General features: G+C 59.1%; 13 protein-coding genes. 7 read left to right on the forward strand and 6 right to left on the reverse strand.

Translation table 11 applies throughout. The features are described 5' to 3' along the window. Positions 1 to 157: 157 nt before the first annotated feature. Positions 158 to 1693 (forward strand): YifB family Mg chelatase-like AAA ATPase, encoded by a 1536-nt coding sequence (locus ACFQDI_RS01325; protein ID WP_377164132.1) that lies wholly within the window; start codon positions 158 to 160, stop codon positions 1691 to 1693. A 125-nt stretch (positions 1694 to 1818) separates the two neighbouring features. Here ACFQDI_RS01325 and ACFQDI_RS01330 read toward each other — a convergent pair whose 3' ends face one another. Continuing rightward, the gene (locus tag ACFQDI_RS01330) at positions 1819 to 2271 is read right to left on the reverse strand and encodes a DUF5069 domain-containing protein (protein ID WP_377162599.1); all 453 of its coding nucleotides are present in this window, start codon (positions 2269 to 2271) and stop codon (positions 1819 to 1821) included. Between the two features lie 303 nt (positions 2272 to 2574). Between ACFQDI_RS01330 and ACFQDI_RS01335 the strand changes: the two genes are divergently transcribed. Next, positions 2575 to 3243: a hypothetical protein gene (locus tag ACFQDI_RS01335; RefSeq protein WP_377162601.1), complete on the forward strand. Its 669-nt coding sequence runs from the start codon at positions 2575 to 2577 to the stop codon at positions 3241 to 3243. A gap of 21 nt (positions 3244 to 3264) precedes the next feature. On the opposite strand, the gene ACFQDI_RS01340 is transcribed toward ACFQDI_RS01335, so the two are convergent. Both ACFQDI_RS01340 and ACFQDI_RS01345 read right to left on the reverse strand, forming a co-directional pair. Beyond that, a complete protein-coding gene (locus tag ACFQDI_RS01340) occupies positions 3265 to 3876 on the reverse strand; it encodes a helix-turn-helix domain-containing protein (RefSeq protein ID WP_377162603.1) in 612 nt (203 codons plus the stop codon). A gap of 364 nt (positions 3877 to 4240) precedes the next feature. Next, positions 4241 to 5437 (reverse strand): Kelch repeat-containing protein, encoded by a 1197-nt coding sequence (locus ACFQDI_RS01345; protein WP_377162605.1) that lies wholly within the window; start codon positions 5435 to 5437, stop codon positions 4241 to 4243. Positions 5438 to 5447: 10 nt separating this feature from the next. Here ACFQDI_RS01345 and ACFQDI_RS01350 point away from each other — a divergent pair, with 10 nt between their 5' ends. Next, positions 5448 to 6572 (forward strand): prenyltransferase/squalene oxidase repeat-containing protein, encoded by a 1125-nt coding sequence (locus ACFQDI_RS01350; RefSeq protein WP_377162607.1) that lies wholly within the window; start codon positions 5448 to 5450, stop codon positions 6570 to 6572. A gap of 18 nt (positions 6573 to 6590) precedes the next feature. Here the strand turns inward: ACFQDI_RS01350 and ACFQDI_RS01355 are convergent, their stop codons facing one another. Next, on the reverse strand, positions 6591 to 7607 hold the full coding sequence (locus ACFQDI_RS01355) for a ChuX/HutX family heme-like substrate-binding protein (protein ID WP_377162609.1): 1017 nt from the start codon (positions 7605 to 7607) through the stop codon (positions 6591 to 6593). A 172-nt stretch (positions 7608 to 7779) separates the two neighbouring features. Here ACFQDI_RS01355 and ACFQDI_RS01360 point away from each other — a divergent pair, with 172 nt between their 5' ends. From ACFQDI_RS01360 to ACFQDI_RS01375, 4 genes are all read left to right on the forward strand, one after another. Beyond that, positions 7780 to 7947, forward strand: a complete 168-nt coding sequence (locus ACFQDI_RS01360) for a hypothetical protein (protein WP_377162611.1) — start codon at positions 7780 to 7782, stop codon at positions 7945 to 7947. Next, complete coding sequence (locus ACFQDI_RS01365) at positions 7944 to 8237, forward strand: cupin domain-containing protein (RefSeq protein WP_377162613.1); 294 nt, start codon at positions 7944 to 7946, stop codon at positions 8235 to 8237. The genes ACFQDI_RS01360 and ACFQDI_RS01365 overlap by 4 nt, the downstream gene beginning before the upstream one ends. Before the next feature lie 157 nt (positions 8238 to 8394). Continuing rightward, entirely contained in the window at positions 8395 to 10692 is a 2298-nt protein-coding gene (locus ACFQDI_RS01370) for a TonB-dependent hemoglobin/transferrin/lactoferrin family receptor (RefSeq protein WP_377162615.1), read from the forward strand. A 348-nt stretch (positions 10693 to 11040) separates the two neighbouring features. Next, positions 11041 to 11946 (forward strand): DMT family transporter, encoded by a 906-nt coding sequence (locus ACFQDI_RS01375; protein WP_377162617.1) that lies wholly within the window; start codon positions 11041 to 11043, stop codon positions 11944 to 11946. A gap of 7 nt (positions 11947 to 11953) precedes the next feature. Here the strand turns inward: ACFQDI_RS01375 and ACFQDI_RS01380 are convergent, their stop codons facing one another. Both ACFQDI_RS01380 and ACFQDI_RS01385 read right to left on the reverse strand, forming a co-directional pair. After that, entirely contained in the window at positions 11954 to 14026 is a 2073-nt protein-coding gene (locus ACFQDI_RS01380; RefSeq protein ID WP_377162619.1) for a BamA/OMP85 family outer membrane protein, read from the reverse strand. Continuing rightward, a complete protein-coding gene (locus tag ACFQDI_RS01385) occupies positions 14023 to 17820 on the reverse strand; it encodes a translocation/assembly module TamB domain-containing protein (RefSeq protein ID WP_377162621.1) in 3798 nt (1265 codons plus the stop codon). The genes ACFQDI_RS01380 and ACFQDI_RS01385 overlap by 4 nt, the downstream gene beginning before the upstream one ends. Positions 17821 to 17886 lie beyond the last annotated feature (66 nt).

Raw genomic sequence — 17886 nt, forward strand, 5'->3', positions numbered from 1 at the left:
GGAATCTAATGCAGGATCGTAATGATGAGAGTCATTTTTTTGATGAGACATTGGTTTAAATTAGCATTTAGTCATAAAGTTAAGCGTTTGCTTTAAGCGTGCTTGAGTGGGTATGATGTGCTTGCACTCACCATGTCTCACTGAATACTCGAAACGAATGATCGCCAGAACCTACTCAGCTACTCTCGTCGGTGTGGACGCCGTGGAAGTGGAGATCGAATCGCACGACGGTGGCGGAACCCCGAAGATGTTCATTGTGGGGTTGCCTGACGCTTCAGTTAAAGAAAGTCGCGAGCGGGTGTCTGCGGCGATTTCTTCATCCGGTTTCATGATGAATGACGGGGTGACCACCGTCAACCTCGCGCCGGCTGATCTCAAAAAAGAAGGACCAGGGTTTGACCTGCCCATCGCCATCTCTCTGATCGCGCACAGGGCCAGAATTCCCATGGCGGCTCTGGCGGAGACCGCCATGATTGGCGAACTGGCCCTGAATGGAGAGCTGCGCCCGGTGCGTGGTCTGCTGGCTGTGGCGCTTGAAGCCCGGCGCAAAGGGCGGAAACGCCTTCTGGTGCCGAAACGTGCCGCGCTTGAAGCCAGTGTCGTGGCCGGGATCGAAATTGTGGGTGCACAAAATCTTCGGGAGGCAGTGGATTATCTCAAAGGGGACATTGAAATTGTGCCTGAACCCTGCCGGGCGGCAGAGCTCTTCGCGGCTGTTTCTCATTACGACATTGATTTCAACGATGTCAAAGGACAGGCCGATGCCACGAGGGCCATCGAAATCGCTGTCACCGGAGGCCATGGCTTGCTGATGATCGGCCCTCCAGGGACCGGCAAGTCGATGATCGCCAAGCGCATCCCCACCATCATGCCTGGCATGAGCGAAGATGAGGCGATCGAAACTACCAAAATTCACAGTGCTGCAGGGCTGCTTGGGGAGGCCGGTGCCTTTGTGGCCACACGTCCGTTTCGTTCTCCGCATCATACCATCAGTGACGCGGGTCTGCTTGGCGGCGGCACAAACCCTGGGCCGGGGGAAGTCTCACTGGCACACAATGGGGTGCTGTTTTTGGATGAACTGCCCGAATTTAAACGCAGCACGCTTGAAGTCCTGCGCCAGCCGCTCGAAGACGGAAAAGTCACCATTTCCCGTGCGGCAGGCACTGTGACCTTTCCGGCCAAGATCATGCTGGTTGCGGCGATGAACCCGTGTCCTTGCGGCTATTACGGAGATATCAAGCGAGAGTGCCGTTGTGGCTCGGTTGTCATCCAGCGGTATCGTCAGCGCATCAGCGGCCCTTTGCTGGATCGTATTGATCTTCACGTGGAGGTGCCTCTGGTGGATTATAAATCACTGGCTTCGAGCGAAGGCGGAGAGGCCTCTGAAAACATTCGTCGGCGCGTGGAAACTGCACGTGGTATGCAGCAGGAGCGCTACGCCAAACATGTGGGTATCTATACCAACAGTGCCATGACGCCCCGGCTCATCAAAAAGCACTGCGAACTCGATGCCGAAGCCGCTGGCTGTCTTGAGCACGCCATGGGCGAGATGAATTTCAGCGCCCGTGCGCATGATCGGATCCTCAAGGTGGCGAGAACCCTCGCTGATCTCGGGGGGCGTGACAAGATCTCTGCCGACAACGTGCTCGAAGCTATCGGCTACCGCACTCTGGACCGTCGGATGTGGGTGTGATGTTTTTTTTTAGCTGGCAATGTCCGTGCTCTGCTGAGGAATACGGATCAAGTGATCAGCGCGCGGGGGAGGTGAGGCCCCTGGAGAGACTGGGGCAGTGCGTAAATCGGCCGACAAGGCAGAGGCTATTTCCAGGCATCCCGCCACATGTCTGGATACCAGCGGCCTTCATCCATTTCAATAAGATCGAAGTCTGTCAAAACAGTGCCGTTGTCTGGCAGGCCATACTGTTTGATCATCTCGGGGATGAAGATGTCCGTTTCATCGTCATGCCAGCCACGCTTGCTCATGAAGCTGTTGTAGATGAGCACTTCTTCATCGGTGAGTCTGCGGCCGTTCGCGTAGCACCATTCCAACACCTCAGCATCGCTTTTTCCAGACAGAACCTGGAGTTTTATATCCTCATAGCCAACGCGGAGGTATCTGCATGTCCGCCCATCAAATCCCTGGCCCAGCATGTCGTGATAGTCGTCCGGCAGCATGCCTTGGTGGTGGAGCCGGATCTTGGAGCACATCCGGGCAAAATAGAACAGGCCATGTGTCTTTTCGAAGCAGCCTTTGATTCCTTCCGTTTTCATCGTGATGGTTGCATTTTCAGGTGTGATGGCAAAAGCGCGCCAGCAGGGAGCATAACATGTCTGCAATCGAGTTCTTGCGCACTTTGGCCAAGCTTGAGTTTCTTGGCCCAGTTTGATGGGCCCGGGACATCGTCGAGCCTCAGCATGTGCCCGGCAATGGCATTCTCTCATCGCATGCCTCGCCACGACCCGTCAGCTTTGATCCTGCCAGCGCAAGACATCGACAGTTTCTGACAAATGCCCGCAAGAAGTCCGCGTTTACTGGATGTATGTGGGCGGTGACCCCTCAACACCCTGACTGATATGATCCGCCCATTCCTCGTTCTTTTCGTTTTCAGCCTTCTCCCGCTAGCGGCTTCCGCCCATTCTCTGTGGATCGAAGAGCTGCCGGAACATTCAGGGCTGGGGGTGCGCTTTGCCCAGTGGGGAGACGACTATGAGACTTCACCGGGACATCTCGATTCCTTCATCTTGGTCTCGGGGTGGACTCTTGATGACAAAGGCCAGCCGCAGCTTTTCGACGTCGCCAAAAGGAAGGATCATTTCTTCCTGGGCAAAGTGGATCATGCCAGGCCTGCGTTTGCCCAGGCGCAGTTCACGGTGCGCAAATTGCATGACGACAAACCCGCCCGTTGCCCCATCTTTTACTGCCGTTGGCAGCCCGAGGGGGCTGGTGCAGGTACCCCTGCGATGACCATGGACATTGTCCCCACCGGAAAGCCGGGCGAGGCCCGTGTTTATTTCCGCGGCAAACCCCTCGGTGGCGTCGAGCTTTTGTTCTTCTCACCCAAGGTCAGTGAGCAAAAACTTCAGGCCGATGCCGAAGGGTATGTGCATGCCCCGGACATCTCCACACCCGGTCAGTACCTCCTCGCGGTCGCCCGTTACTCGGAGCCGCTCCCCGGGTTCCTTAACGGCGTCGCGTTTGAGATCACCAGCCACAGCGCCTCTTTGTATTGGACTGTCAAATAAAGGAGGGGCTGCTTTCGCCCGTTATCTGCCTTCGCTTAAACGGCGTACCCATTGAGAAGGGGGGACGCCCTTTTCTTCTGCAAAAGCACGGCTGAAATGGGAAAAGCTCTGGTATCCTACCTCCAGGGCTGCTTCGGAAACATTGCAACGTCCGCTTGCGATGAGAGTGGCCGCCCTCTCAATGCGAACCCGCCGCAGCCACTGAGATAATGTGACGCCTTCCACCTGCGTGAATGTGCGGCTCAGATGGCTGGGATTGCAGCCAACAGTGGCTGCGAGTTCATCCAAAGAAAGGGGGGCATCGATCTGCGCGAGCACCAGGTCCTTCACACGCTGCACGCGCTCCTGGGCCACACGCAGTGTACGGCTGATGGCGTTGCCTGGTTCGGGGGACGCAATGCTGCGAAAGACGGAATGGATGAAAAACTCTGTAAGCCGCGCCGATTCCAGCAATTGCCTGGCCTGCGAGCACAAATGTGGTGGCATAGCCCCACGTGCCCACCCTTCCTCCTCCTCCAGCAGCGGCAGCACCAGTAGGTTGCGCGTGCTGCCACCCACCAGTGGCTCAAAGGCTGTGCTGACCTGCGACGTGACGTCCTTGAGCGTCTGGCGTAGCCAGGCGTCCGGAAACACCAGGGTCAGGCACTCATGCCGGGTGCGGCTCGCCAGGCGGCGTGCGATGGGCAACTCTGCCGGGCTGGCCCGCAGCCAGCAGGTTGTGTGGGGTGAGATCGTGCTGATGCTGCCATCCAGCCAGCGCAGTTCTGCAACGCCACAAAAGTTGAGATGAGCTACCAGGGCATCTGCCTTCGTGGCGCCATGCCAGTCTGCCTCAAGGCGCTCAGGCGCATTTAGCCATGAGCAGAACGGACTTTCGGGGGCAGTACTCGGCATTGTATTGGTAATGAAACTCAATCTCAATAATTAGCAACATCTTACCTTCTCGTGGCTAGCTCTGGAGAGCGGAGGGGGCTGGTGGACGCGGCAAGCCTTGCTGCTAGGGCCTTTTGGCTGCTTGTTTTGCAGGAACGGCTTCCTCGGGCAATGGCTTGGAGTCTGCGGAAGGGACGGAAATAACCTCAGGGGCAGCTTTGGCACCCTCGCCGCTTTCGCCCCCAATGGCGATGATCCTGCCGTCACCACTGCTCAGGAGACGATGAAAATAGCGTGGATGGGCCAGCTTGGCCACGGTCACCCATTCGCTGCCCCTGAGTTCCAGGAGCCGACCTGTCACGCCGCTGGCAAACAACCTTCCTTCCTGCGTCACGGCTGCAAAGCCGAAACCGCCAATTTTCCCTGCAGGCAGCGCTGGCCCATCGCTCCATTGACCGGTCTTTGTATCCAGAACTGAGACAGCACTCGTGGTTTCATTGTCGTCTGTCATGCCGCCTATCGCGTACACTTTGGAGCCGCTGCATTGCACAGCGAGGGCACGGCGCTTGAACGGCTGCGGATGACTTTGCCAAGTCGCATCAGATTGGGTAAGGTCGAGTGTCAGATAAGTGTCATGCCACACGGTGTCTGAGTCGCCCTCCATGCACCAGCCGCCGATCACGTAGAGAATCCCGTCACAAACGATGCTGTCGTGGCTGGAGCGCCGCTGTGGCAGCTTTGGCAGAGGCTTCCATTGCTGGCTTGCGATGTCAAAGCGCGCCGCAGTCTCACTGGACCACAGGTCCTGCTTCTCGCCTTTGGCATTGCGTGCCGCCATGCCACCGATGCGTATTACGCAATCTGTGGCAGCGACCAGTGATGCCCCCTGGGCAGGTTCGTCTTTCGCCAGCGCCTCCCATTGGCCAGCCCCCGCTTTCCAGCGGAAGAGATCCCCATGCACTTCATCGCGGTTGTATTTATGACGTTTGCCGCTGTGTCCTCCGTAGAAATACAGCGCTCCGTCTGCTGTGCTGGTGGCGCCAAAGCTGGCCACGGGCAGCGGCAGTTCCGGTGGCGTTTCGCCCGCTGCCAGTGCGGAGCTGAGACCTGTGACAAAGAGAAAAATCAGGAGAATGGCTTTCATACGGATACCTCCGATACAACGGCTGCCGGCCCGTGCTTGCGCTGCCTTGTGAAATACTGGCGTTGAAATGACATGAACTGCAAATCGTCCGGAAAATGTGGAATGGACAAAAACAGTCCCATTGCCGCCTTTTCCCAGATCCAGGTTGTGCACGGAGAATACGATGGTGCAGTTCACCCCACTCAATATGAAAACGATTCCGTTTCTCTTTTTGCTGCTGACTGGAGTCCTCTCGGCCCAGAGCCGGCAGGATGTGCAGCAGGCCATCACCCGGGGGCTCGATTTTCTCAAATCACGCCAGGACACCCAAAGCGGTCATTGGGTCATGACGGAAGACCCGGCGCTGAGCGCATTGGTGCTGTCAGCCTTGATCCAAAATCCTGCCGGTGCAGGTGCGGCTGAAGAATTGCAGAAGGGCTATGCCTTCCTCCTCAGTAATGTCCAGCCAGACGGCGGCATCTACACCAAGGCGCGGGCCAACTACAACACCGCCATCTGCCTAATGGCCTTGGTGCTGCGTGCCCGTCCGGAGGATGAGGAGGTTATCCGCCGCGCCCGGCGCTTTGTGGCGCATCAGCAGAATGATGCCGACGCACCCGGCAAGACAGACCATCCTTTTGACGGCGGCATTGGCTACGGCGGAGGGCAGGGTGGAGCACATGCGGACCTGTCCAACACCTCCTTCGCCCTTGAGGCCTTGTATTACTCAAAAAAGCTTTTTCAGGACACGGGCAGGCCGGTTGAAAAGCAGGATGATCTCAACTGGGACGCCGCCATCCAGTTCGTCTCACGCTGCCAGAACCGCAAGGAATCCAATGACCAGCCCTGGGCAGGTGCTGACAAAGATAACACGGGAGCCTTTGGCTATACTCCTGTGCCCCAGGCTCCGCGTGGGGGTAAAAAAGACGGAGGTCCGGTCCCCATGCGTTATTACGGCAGCATCAGCTACGCAGGCATGCTGAGCTTCATTTACGCCGGGCTCACGCCGGAAGACCCGCGCATGAAGGCGGCTCTCGAGTGGCTCGGAAACAATTACACGGTGGATGAAAATCCCGGCATGGGCGCGGAGGGCTTGTATTACTACTACCACACCATGGCCAAGGCTCTGGCCACTGCGGGCATCGGCCAGCTGAAAACAAAATCAGGTGCCGTGAACTGGGCGGTGGAGCTGTCACGCAAGCTCATCAGCCTCCAGAACAGCGACGGCTCCTGGGCCAACACCGCCTCCGGCCGCTGGATGGAGAGCGATCCCGTGCTCGTCACCGCCTACACCGTGCTTGCGCTGGAGCAGGTACACAGAGCCATGAAATAGGGAGGCGCGCTTTTTGTTTCAGCATGCAGCTTCACGCAACCAGTGGTTCCACTGTTTGTGGTGTGTGGGGAGGGCCTCCGGCCTCAGTCCCAGCCCGGCGCAGAAGCTCCCGTTCTGGTCGTAGATTTCCAGGCAGAGGTTTTCCCCGTCTTTTGCCCCGAAACGTGTCACCCAGGCTTCAGCCCGGCTCAGTTCATGCCGCAGGGTGAGCTGAGAGGTGCCTGCGAAAAACGTTGTGCCACAGCAGCAGTCCGCCCAGTGGCCGGGGTACATGCCGACTGGCAGAAACACGGCGTCATTGCGTACGCCGATGCCCAGTGGTGCATCCCCCAGAGTCATGGCACGCACCAGGGGCATCACAGCGGTCGTCCTCACCTGCCATGCATGGCGCAGCCCTGCCAGACCTAACGCACGCCGCCGCGAGACACCCTCCAGACCGGGGAAGGTGTTCGTCGGCAGCGTGCGGCGCAGTCCCCCCCAGAGACTGCGCACGGTCTGGGCTGCGGGCCCTGCGATGCTCAAAGCCAATGCATCTGCAGAACCACACACGCCCAAAGACGGCACATGTTGCGGCATCGCATGACGGCGGACCAGATCCTCAAACACCGCGATGTGGCTGCGGTTCGTGAGGAGCAGCTTCAGGCAGCCTTCGCCAGCGCGGTCAAAAAACTGCAGCGAGGCTGTCTGTTGCCCGCCTTCCAGAGACTCCAGCGTGGCGAGCACACCGCCGAGCTTCGCCGAACAAATCTCCAGGCCGGTGCCCAGGCATACCCACTCGGCAGAGTTCGGCACAGCCTCAAACTGTGCTTCCTGCATCGCCATCGCCGCCGTCACCGGCCCCGAGGGGGCGCATGCCATGAGCAGCCCCATGCCACCCAGCGCCGGCAGCAGTCGCGGCCAGCACGGGGCCAGTTGAACATATGAGGAGCCGCACTCATCATCCTGACTCCACAATTCTGGGCACATGCATTCGATGTCGAAGGTGCCGGGGGCGAAGCTGAAGGCGATTCTGTGTGGGAAGTGGGAGGTGTCCATGGCTGCTGTGTGTGCTGTCTTGATACACACTTGCCCGGAGTCGGTGCTTTGGTTGATTTGACGAAATCTGGCGGTCAAATGTGCTGTGCATGCCGCAGGTGCAAACCAGCGGCAGTCTTTGGCAAATCAGCCAAAGCATGGGCGGTCGGTGCATGGCTAAGGGCGTGCCTCCATGCAATACACCAATCTTCACACCCGCCTCAGTGTCCGCTCCGTTCTCAATCCTTCTCTCCTGCGTCGCATTCAGGAGTGCCGTCGCCGCAGCCGCAAAGCCCGCACGCATGCGGAGAAAATGGCCATGGCGGAAAAGACCGGACCTCAAGCTCTCGCCCACCCATGAGCCGCCTGCGTACCGACGCCGATCAACGCTGCCTGTTTTACAACGACTGTGTGCAGGCCCACCTGCTGGGGCTGGACCGTCGTTGCCCATGCTTCGAGGCCTGTGCGAAGGATGAAACCACCGTGGTCATCACCTTTGGTGAAGCTGCTGCGTACCTCGATGGGGCCCAGGTCCGCCTGCGCCGTGGCGAGCGCCTGCGCGTACCCGCCTCCTGTCCGCTGCGCCTCGTGGCTTCCGAGGCCGCAGATGTGCTCTTGCTCCGCTGTCCTGCCTCCGCGAGTGCCGCGTGAAAACGCCACGTTTGCTCCCATTTGCGAAATTGTGTCGGCAGTTTGACGCATCCCTTTATTCACCGCAAGCGAGCGTCATTCCTGGTCATTCCAACCAAAGCACGACATGTCTTCGCGGGGTTACGGCGGCGGTCTCATGAAACCACCTCCCGCTTTATTGCACACAATCTCTCTGTTCATGCTCACCTGCGGCCTGCCCTTGGCGGCTCAGGAACACGCCGTAAACGACATTAAAAAGCTGACAGAAAACGAAGCCAAGCCACAAAACGCCGCGGGAGGCCCCGTGCTGCCGGAAATCGTCATCGTTGCCTCGCGCAGTGCCCAGCCGGGCGCGGAGGTTCCCGCTTCCACCACCGTGCTCAATCAGGATGCCAGCGTCTTCTCACTTGCCACCAGCATGCGCGACTATGCGCGGTATGAGCCTGGTGTGAGCGTGCCCTACGGCTTGGGTGGCACAGGCCCGGCCGCCAATTCGCGTGCCGGTACCTCCAGCATCAACATCCGTGGCCTTGACGGCAATCGTGTGCTGATGACCATGGATGGCATCAGGCAGGCCGATCAGTTCACTTTTGGCGGCGCCTACAACATCGGACGTGACTACGTCGATGTGGACTCACTCAAACAGGTGGAGGTTCTCAAAAACGCAGCCTCCTCCCTTTATGGCAGTGACGCGCTCGCTGGCGTGGTTTCCTTTACCACCATCGACCCTGAGGATCTGCTGGCTCAATCTACCACCGGCAGAAATTCTGTGGCACGGCTTACCACCCGTTACGACAGCACGGATGATAGCTGGGGGCACACCCTCAGCATGGCGCAGCGTGCCGGCAATCTGGAGTTTCTCTTGCATTACACACGACGTGATGGGCACGAGATCGATAATCGCGGTTCCATTCAGCCGGACCGCACCGAGTACAACGTAAACAACTGGCTCTCCAAAATGGTGTGGAGACCCACGGCGCGGAATCGGTTTGAGCTGACGGGGGAATATCTGGAGCGGTCCAGCGACAATGATCTCCTCAGCGCACGCCGCACGGTCGTTGCCGCCCCTGGGGTGAATTACAATGTGAACTCCCTGCTGCTCAACGACGACCTTCGCCGCATGCGCTTCAGCCTGGAGCACAAGTATGACGCCACCGGGCTCGGCTGGATTTTCGACAGCCTGACATGGAGTGGCTATTACCAGCTCTCCGAAACAGCGGAATATCAGGTCGAAGATCGCGACCGCATCACCCCTTCCTATCAGGACCGTCTGCGCATACGTGACTACTTGTACCGTCAGGATCACATCGGGGCCAGCTTCGACTTCACCAAAGCATTCAAAACAGGGACGCTGAATCACACACTGGCCTACGGCACGCAGTTGGTCACCTCCTTCTCCCGTCGTGTGCGCGATGCCACGGAGTACAATTTCACTACAGGCACTCAGACAAAAACCATCACCCCGGACACTTATCCGCTGAAGGACATGCCGGACACACGCACCTCACGTGTGGGTGTTTACATTCAGGATGAAATCACCTGGGGAACAAACCAGCGCCATCACCTGACGCCGGGTCTGCGTGCAGAATTTTACAATGTGGAGACGAATTCTGACCCGCTCTACTTGCGCGCCAGTGCCGGTCGGCCAGCGCAGGATTTCAACCAGTTCGCCATTGCCCCAAAGCTTGCCTACCTTTTCAAGATCAATGAAGAGCACAGTGCCTACTTCCAGTACGCGAACGGCTTCCGCAATCCGAGCGGCGAGGAGCTGAACGCCACCATCACCAACACGGCGTTCGGTTACCAGACCGTGCCCAATCCAAGCCTGAAGAAGGAAACCAGCAACAGCTTCGAAATCGGTGTTCGCCGCAAAGGGAAGTCTTCGTCATGGAACTTCGCGGGCTACTACAATCATTACGAAAACTTCATCAACGGCTTCACGCAGGTGGGTGGTACCGGCGCCCCGGGCGATCCCATCATCTACCAGAGCACCAACCTGTCTTCAGCGGAAATCTATGGCTTCGAGTTCAAGGGGGAGTCAACGTTCGGCTTCATTCATGAGTCGCTGGACAACTTTGGCATCTTCACCAACGCCGCTTACAGCCAGGGCTGGGATGGGCAGAACAAGCAGCCCCTTGCCAGCGTTGATCCCTTCAAGCTTGTCACCGGTCTGCGTTATCGCCGGGAGACCTGGCAGGTGGAGCTGATCTCGACCTACTACGCCCGCAAAGGTTCCACCTTCTCCACTCCCGGCGGCATCAATCAGTTCCAGACGCCAAGCACCCTTACGCTCGACCTCGTCGCCCGCTGGCAGCTCTCCAAGAACATCACACTCAGCGCCGGACTCTACAACCTCACCAACCAAAAGTACTGGCTGTATCAAAATGTGCGTGGTGTGGACGCCGCTAATTCGCAGCTCGACCGCTACACCCAGCCTGGCATCAATGGGCGTGTGGCATTGACGGTGATTTTCTGACGCCACTATTGGGCCGGCGCGCACAGCGTGCGTCGGGGCGGTCAGTCGGACGGGCGGAGCGAGTGGTGTCGCGCCGCCCGTCTCTTTTTATGCGACAGCTGGCAGTCTGGAAAGGTGGAGATGGAGCTGAAGATCAGGTTTGCACTCCCGTATTTCTCATCCATGCTCCCGCGTCTGATGAACCTCAAACCCGCCAGCCGAATTGCGATTCGCGCCGTACTCAAAACGGTGCGCGCCCTTTGGCGTGCTTAACACCACGGTTTGAGGAACCCGCGCAGACAGCGCTCATCATCACGAAAAGCAAAATCAGACATGATGCCAGAAGGTAGCCCTCAAACCGGCACCTCCATGAGCGCCCCAGATACCAAACTTCTGCTTGATCCCCGGCGTGGCACGCAGGCCATGCTGCTTTCACTCGCATGCTTTTCCGGCAATGCCCTTCTGCTCAAAGACCTCTCGTCTCATCGCCATGTGGACCCATGGATGTCCATGACCTTTCGCGCGGCCGTCGGCCTGCTGGTGACGGTCATCCTCTTTGCGCCCGCAGGCTCCTTGAAGCTGCGCCGTTCCTTCCAGAGCTGGCTGCTCGCATCTCGTGGCGTGCTGGGGGCGCTGGGCACCGCAGCTTACTACACCACCATCGGGCCGCTGGGGGCCGGCAAGGCCACGCTCATAGGCAACACCTGGACCATCTTTGCGGCCATCATGGCAGCCTTCGTACTGCATGAGAGGCTCGGGCTCGTGAAGCTCTTTGGCATCCTTCTGGCTTTGACGGGGCTTAGTCTCCTCACAGGACTGGCACCGGGAACGATGGCCCATTTCGGACATCACGAAATGATTGCCCTTGTCGGTGCGGTGCTTGCCGCTGCCGTTGTGGTCGTGATCCGACAGCTGACCCGCACGGAGTCCAGCGCCACGATTTTCTCATCACAATGCATCTACGCACTGCTGCTCTCTCTTCCGCTGGCGGCTGCCAATTTCGTTTCGCTGAATGTCACGGATGTGCTGCTGCTCACTGCTGCGGCGCTATGTGCCAGCATAGGCCAGCTGGCCATGACGGAGGGCTTCCGTTTTCTTTCGGTCGCCGCAGGCGGTGCGTTCCAGATGATGGTGCCTGTCGTCATTTCGTTCGCCAGCATCACCCTGTTTGCCGAACCCTTCACCTTCGCTCAAGCGGCAGGCGGCGTGCTCGTGCTCTGGGGGGGGTATCACACCGTCGTGGGTGGGTTCAGCAAAAAGTCTGGCGCCAGCTGACTGGCGGCTAGAAAGCAAACCCCACCGTTACATGCAGGAATCCGCTCTGTTCCCCAGTGCGGCGGTTGGGATTATGCCCGTAGTCGATGCGGATTGGCCCAAAAGGCAGCTTGTAGCGCAGCCCCGCTCCAATCGCTTCGCGGAAATCTGAAGAATACGACAGAGGCGAGGAGTTGTTCCCCTGGCTCAGGCTGCCGATGTCCCCAAAGATGGCGAACTCCAGATTCGTCATGACCTCGTATGAAAATTCTGCGCTGGCAAAGAGCGCCGATGTACCGCCCAACGGCGTTCCTCCCGGGGTCACGGGTCCTAGTTTGCGCTGGCCAAAGGAGCGCACGCTGTACGGTCCGCCGTTGAACACACGGCTGTCGATGGGGATTTTTTCCGCGGTCGCCCCTTGAATCGTTGACAGCTCGGCACCTGTGGCAAATCGGAACTTCTTGGTGATCGGCACGTACCATGCACCCCGTAAGTCTGAACGCACAAAGCTCACACCTGAGCCCAGGGCGTCCGTGGAACTCTCAATCCGGGCGGAGATATACCAGCCCTTTTTCGGCAGCACCTGGCTGTCCCGCCGGTCATACATCACGTTCGCGCCCAAGTTCATCAGCGAGTAGTTGGTTGGGCCGGTCTGTTTCGCGTTGAGCACTTTTGAGCTGACCGTATTGGCCGTGGTGCCGACGAATACCGAGTAGCTCAGCGCGTGGTCCACCCGGCGTGCCACATCCAGGCTCAGTGCGGTGCCAAGCCGGTCATACTCAAAGCGGTTGAACTGCTCCAGTGCAAAGCGTGTCGTCGCTGAGTGCTGCGAATCAAACACCGCAGGGTTGGTCAGGCTGACAAAGCCCACCGGCCCCGCCATGCTGTAGCTCAGCTCCGCCGCCAGCGTGTTGCCCGTGTCACGCCAGTTCGTGTTTTTGTAAGTCACACCCGCCTGGGGGCCGAGGAAGGTGTCAAAGCCGGGTTCAAAGCCCACGGTTACAGGCTTTGCCTCCTCGCCGGTGATGCGCAGATCACCCGCCGCCATGTTGCCATTGTCAGGCAGTACCTTGGTGTCCAGCAGGGTGAACATGCCGGTGTCCAACGCACGTTTGAAAAAGAAATCCGCCTCTGCGGCCTCGTAGATCTGGCCGGTCAGCGGTTTGAACTTGGCAAGCAGCACACGTTTGGCCCCTGGGCTGAAGGCTTCATGTGCAGTGACACGGGAGATCCGCACACGCTCTCCCGGCACCATGCGGAAAACCACATCGACCGTGCCGCCGGCCTTTCCCAGCGTGTAGTCTGCCGTCGTGGCTGCATGCAGCCAGCCATGTTCAGCGCAGATCGAGTCCAGCCGCTGCTGGATCTGCTGCACCCGCGCTTCATTGAAGGGGGTTCCACTGGCTTCGGTCATGGCCGCCTGCGTCAGTTTCTCCAACTCAGGCGGAGATCCCACGATGGATGCCTTGCCAAAGATGAACTTGGGGCCTGGCTTGATCTCCAGCGTCAGATCGCGCCGCATGTCCGTGCCCGTTGCTGGTGCGGGAAGCAGCAGGGTCTCCGCATTCAGGTAGCCCTCGGCCCGCAGGCGGCGCTGCACCAGCCCCGCGCCCTGCTGCATGTCTGCCTCCACCCACTGTGGCAGCTTTTTGTCCACATCTTCACGTTCCAGAGTCGGCTTCATCAGGTACTTCTTCAGCTCGTCTTCCGGCAGTGGCATCTCACCCTTCAGTGTCACAGTTCCCACTCTCACCGCGTTGCCCGGCTTCACGGTCAGTTCGATCCCGCCCTGGGCCATTTTCCACGCCACTTCAGCGTCAGGCCATCCTTCGCGGATGAAATGCTGACGCACAAAAAACGCCAGGTCATCCGCCAGGGGCTCACCTGCCGGGCCGCTTCCGTTCAGGGTGAGCTGGTCCATCAGCATGCTGCGCAGGGGCTCCCACTGTGCTTCTTCCACGCCCTGCACATTCACCTTTGTCTGGCCAAAATGAACTTCATGTCCCATGCCAGCGCCCAGCAGGCAGAGCATGACCAGCAAAATCAGCCAGGCGCATTGCGCCCGGCCTGCGTTCATCTGGCGTTTTGTGTCATTCATCATTGTGGGTCTTCATCCATGGCCCTTGCGGCTTTGCCAAAGCGCAGCACATAGCCCAGCAGCGCCTTCATGCGGCCTGTCTGCGAGAAGCGGCCGATGAATCTGAATTTGGGAGTGATTTCATACATCGCCTGCATACTGTCATTGGAGCGGTCTGCACCGGAGGGGTTGAATGTCGTGTGCAAACGGGGCGGCTCGGCGCTCACCGTCTTCTTCTTGTGGAAAATTTTGCGGTAAGTTTCGGCGATCACGAGGAAGGCTGCGCGCGTCATCGCCTCGCTGGCCATCTGGGCATTGTCTCCGCCCAGTGTCATGCCCGTGCCCAGCAGGGTCACAATGTCGGCCTCGGACAGCGGTGGTGTGCTGGTGAATCGTGTCTTCGGATTCGAAGCATCGCCATACACATACAGCGTGATGTCATTGCTGCCCACGCGTGATTCGCCTCGCACATCCAGCTTGGGGGTGAATGGATTGTCAGGATTCATCGTCACCACTCCCTTGGTGATCTTCAGCAGGCTGAAGGGCAGCTTCAGCACCATGCGGTCCACGTTCGCAAAGCCTGTCAGCCTCGGGGCTGCTCCCGTGCCGCCGAGGGCGATGTCCGCTGAGATCGCACCGTTCATCAGATTGCCTGAAATCACCACGGGATCTCGCGTCTTCACTTTTAGGTCAAAAGTCCAGTCCTTCAGCATCGGCGGCAGTGCCAGTTTTTGCTCGATCTTGGAGGTGGAAGGCGGTGGCGGGGGCAGTTTTTCGCCTTGCTGGATCATGCCTGTTACATTGGGCAGCAAATTCACCTCCTGAAAAATTCGGCCGCGCACAGCCTCTACCGTACCGCTAACTCGGGCAGCCTTCAGGCTGCCGACGCAGGAGACGTCAGCGTTCGCGCGCACGCTTGAGGTGGGGTTGCGCATCACCAGGGCTTCCCGTGCCTCCACCTTCAGGTCAAATTTCGGATCCCCGGTGTTCGCGGCGTCCAGCACCCCTCCCAGCCGCACCTTGCCGCCTGCCAGCATTACCGAGATGTCCTCCAGCGTCACCTTGCGGTCATGGGTGCGCACCTTCACACGCAGATCTCGCACGCTCGGCATGTCGGCGCTCACAAAATCGATTGTCGGCGCTTTCAGGTCCAGGGCCGAATCAAGCAGCGGAGCCTTCACTGTGCCGCCCACAGTCGCGTGCAGCTTCAGTTTGGCCGGTATGGCCCTGATCATGTCGGGGGCAAACTCACGCACGAAATTCAGATCGCTCTCCGGCAGGTCCAGCGTGGCCTGCAGTGGCAGATCCATCGCTAAATCGGGCTGCTTCATGAGTTTTGTCAGCACCACCGGCACTGCTGCTTTCAAGGTCAGAGGCTGCACCGGCGCCTGCAGCACTTTCAAATCGAGGCCCAGCTGTTCGTTCCTCAGTGTGATCAGCAAGTCGGCAGACGCCGGTTGAAACGACTTGGGCAGCCCCGGCGCCTTCAGGTCTTTCACCCCCACCTTCACCGCCACATCCGCCGAGTCCAGTCGGCCGCCGATCTGGACATCCATGCTCAGAATTCCAGGCGGCACGCTTGTCACGCCGGCGGCGGCGGCAATCTCGTGAATCGGCAGTTCTTGTGCATTCAGCACCACATCCGTCGCCGCTCCGTTGGCCACGTCTGTTTGCATCACATCAAAGGGGGCACGTGCATGCCCGCTCATCAGTTGCCGGTCCTTCTGCCAAAAGCTCAGCTCGCTCAAATGGGCCTCCTTTTCTGTGATTTGTCCTTGGGTGAGCAGCTTCCAAGGCCCCAGCACGGCTTGCAGCCTTTCAATCTTCGCCGTCGTTCCGGCAAAAGTGGTCTTCAGATTCACGTCCGCCGCCTCAGGCATCCCCGCCACCTTCACTTTAGACGCCTGCATCTCGACTCCCCCCTGGCCACGCCATGGGCTCGCATCCCCATTGACAGCCACCTTCACCGCGAGGCCGCCCGACTCCATCGCAGGGGCTTTGAACGATGCGAGCAGCGTGTTCAGGCTGGTGAGCTGAGGCAGCGAGACATCTCCATCCAAGCTGAAGCTCCAGGGGGCTTTCAGGTTCGCCTTGCCGGTCAGTTCAATGTGGTTCTTCTCATCCACCACGATTCGGCAGGGTTGCAGAGTCGCCTCGCCCTTCGCGATATTCACCTTCATCTCGATCTGCGGCAGCGGCGCATCGCCGTACTTTCCGTCCTTCACGCTCAGATCGACGTCAGCGCTCAGGTTCATCACATCATTCACCTTGAGAGCGGCTTTGCCAGAAGTAGTCAGCTTTGCCGTCACCGGTTTTTCCTGTGGCGGCAGCCCCACCGTTTGCATCAATGCCGCCGGATCATTGATCTGGATCTGCCAATCTGCATTCACGGGCATTGCATCATCCATCGTCATGGTCGCGTTCAGATCTACTCGGTTCCCTTCACCCAGCATGAGTGCTGGCACGCTTACCTTTGCCTCCTTGCCGTCCAGGCTCACAGTCATCCCCAGCTTTGGCAAACAGTAGGCTTCAAAGCCCAGTTCGGTGCCGTTCAGCTGTGCTGCGACCTTCGTCGGTGTGGCCCCGACTCCTTTGGCCTCAGCCGTTAGTTCCACCAGGCCGCGTGCCGGTGGCGGCTGCGCAAGCAGTTGCGTCATATCGGCGATCTTCGCCTCCACCCGTGCAGTCCAGGGCGATTTCATCACATCTTCCGCCAGCTTCGCTTCGAACACCGCTGTGACCTCGTTCTTGCCACGCAGCACCTTCAGTTCCTGCACACGGGCCACACCGTCCTTGACCTGCAGTGTGGTGGAAACCGAGTCCAGCATGGCTCCCGCAGCCCGCACTTCGGGAATGCTTACTTGGCCGTCCATGGCAAGCGTCAACGGCTTCAGCGGATCGCCCTCCGCATGCAGCTCCATGCTCACAGGTCCAAATGATATGCCCACAGGCATCTTCAGCGCCTGCAGTTCGCTTGAAGCCAGGCCGCTCACTTTCACCTTGGCCTTTGTCTGCATGCCCCCGCCAAAGATGCCGCTCGCCAGAGCCTCGACGACCACGGCGGCTTTGCCCATGCCTGCGTCGAATTTGACACTGGCCGCGTCCTTGTCCCATTCGCTCAGATTCACCGCGAAAGACTTCAGCCTGGCTCCATACGGCAGATCAAGGTCCGCGATTTCCAGCGTGTGTTCACCCCATGCAACTTTCGCTTTCACGTCCGCCACCCGCAGATCTCCGGGTTCCATCTTAAACTCTGCGAGTTCAAAAATCCCAGGCATGCCGGTTCCGACTCGCAGGGTCAGGCCTTTGATCGTGATCCTGCTCCCGTCTGCCAGTGTCACCACGGCGTTGATGTTTTCAATGTCGATCGCCTTTGGCCAGACCAGCGGCGGTGGCTGGTTGGATTTCGATGCCGGTGGAGTCTCCGGTTTGGGCTCGCTTTTGGGCAGCTTTCGCAGATCCAGCACCACATCCGCATCTTTCAGTGTCACGCTCTTCACGATGTCGATGCTGCCGGTCCGGGCCAGAGTCCAGGTGTCATAAGCTGCGGAAATTTCACCGATCTGCGCCCGTTCCACCAGCGATCCGCTGGCCTCGATGCCGCTGAGCTTCAAGTCTCCCAGAACCGAGCCGTCCACCTGCCACTGGAGCTTCATCCCCGCCATCTCGGCTCCTTTGGCTCCGCCGTAGCCGATGACCCATCGCAGCAAAGGCCCGCGGAAGACGACCGCCAGCGCCACCAGCGCAAAGCCAGCCAGCAGCAGTAGCTTGATCCATTTCCACCAGCGGCGGGTCTTTTTAGGGGGGGCAGAAGGCACGCACATTGGATGCCTCAGATTGAAGCAAGTTCAATCCTGGCTACGAAACCTTTTGCCCCATCCATC

The organism is Prosthecobacter fluviatilis (assembly GCF_042655725.1).
GTDB classification, from domain to species: Bacteria; Verrucomicrobiota; Verrucomicrobiia; order Verrucomicrobiales; family Verrucomicrobiaceae; genus Prosthecobacter; species Prosthecobacter fluviatilis.

Coding starts and splice junctions, on each gene's coding strand:
- ACFQDI_RS01325 (WP_377164132.1), top strand. CDS start 158: ATGATCGCCAGAACCTACTCAGCTACTCTCGTCGGTGTGGACGCCGTG.
- ACFQDI_RS01330 (WP_377162599.1), bottom strand. CDS start 2,271: ATGAAAACGGAAGGAATCAAAGGCTGCTTCGAAAAGACACATGGCCTG.
- ACFQDI_RS01335 (WP_377162601.1), top strand. CDS start 2,575: ATGATCCGCCCATTCCTCGTTCTTTTCGTTTTCAGCCTTCTCCCGCTA.
- ACFQDI_RS01350 (WP_377162607.1), top strand. CDS start 5,448: ATGAAAACGATTCCGTTTCTCTTTTTGCTGCTGACTGGAGTCCTCTCG.
- ACFQDI_RS01355 (WP_377162609.1), bottom strand. CDS start 7,607: ATGGACACCTCCCACTTCCCACACAGAATCGCCTTCAGCTTCGCCCCC.
- ACFQDI_RS01360 (WP_377162611.1), top strand. CDS start 7,780: ATGCAATACACCAATCTTCACACCCGCCTCAGTGTCCGCTCCGTTCTC.
- ACFQDI_RS01365 (WP_377162613.1), top strand. CDS start 7,944: ATGAGCCGCCTGCGTACCGACGCCGATCAACGCTGCCTGTTTTACAAC.
- ACFQDI_RS01375 (WP_377162617.1), top strand. CDS start 11,041: ATGAGCGCCCCAGATACCAAACTTCTGCTTGATCCCCGGCGTGGCACG.
- ACFQDI_RS01380 (WP_377162619.1), bottom strand. CDS start 14,026: ATGATGAATGACACAAAACGCCAGATGAACGCAGGCCGGGCGCAATGC.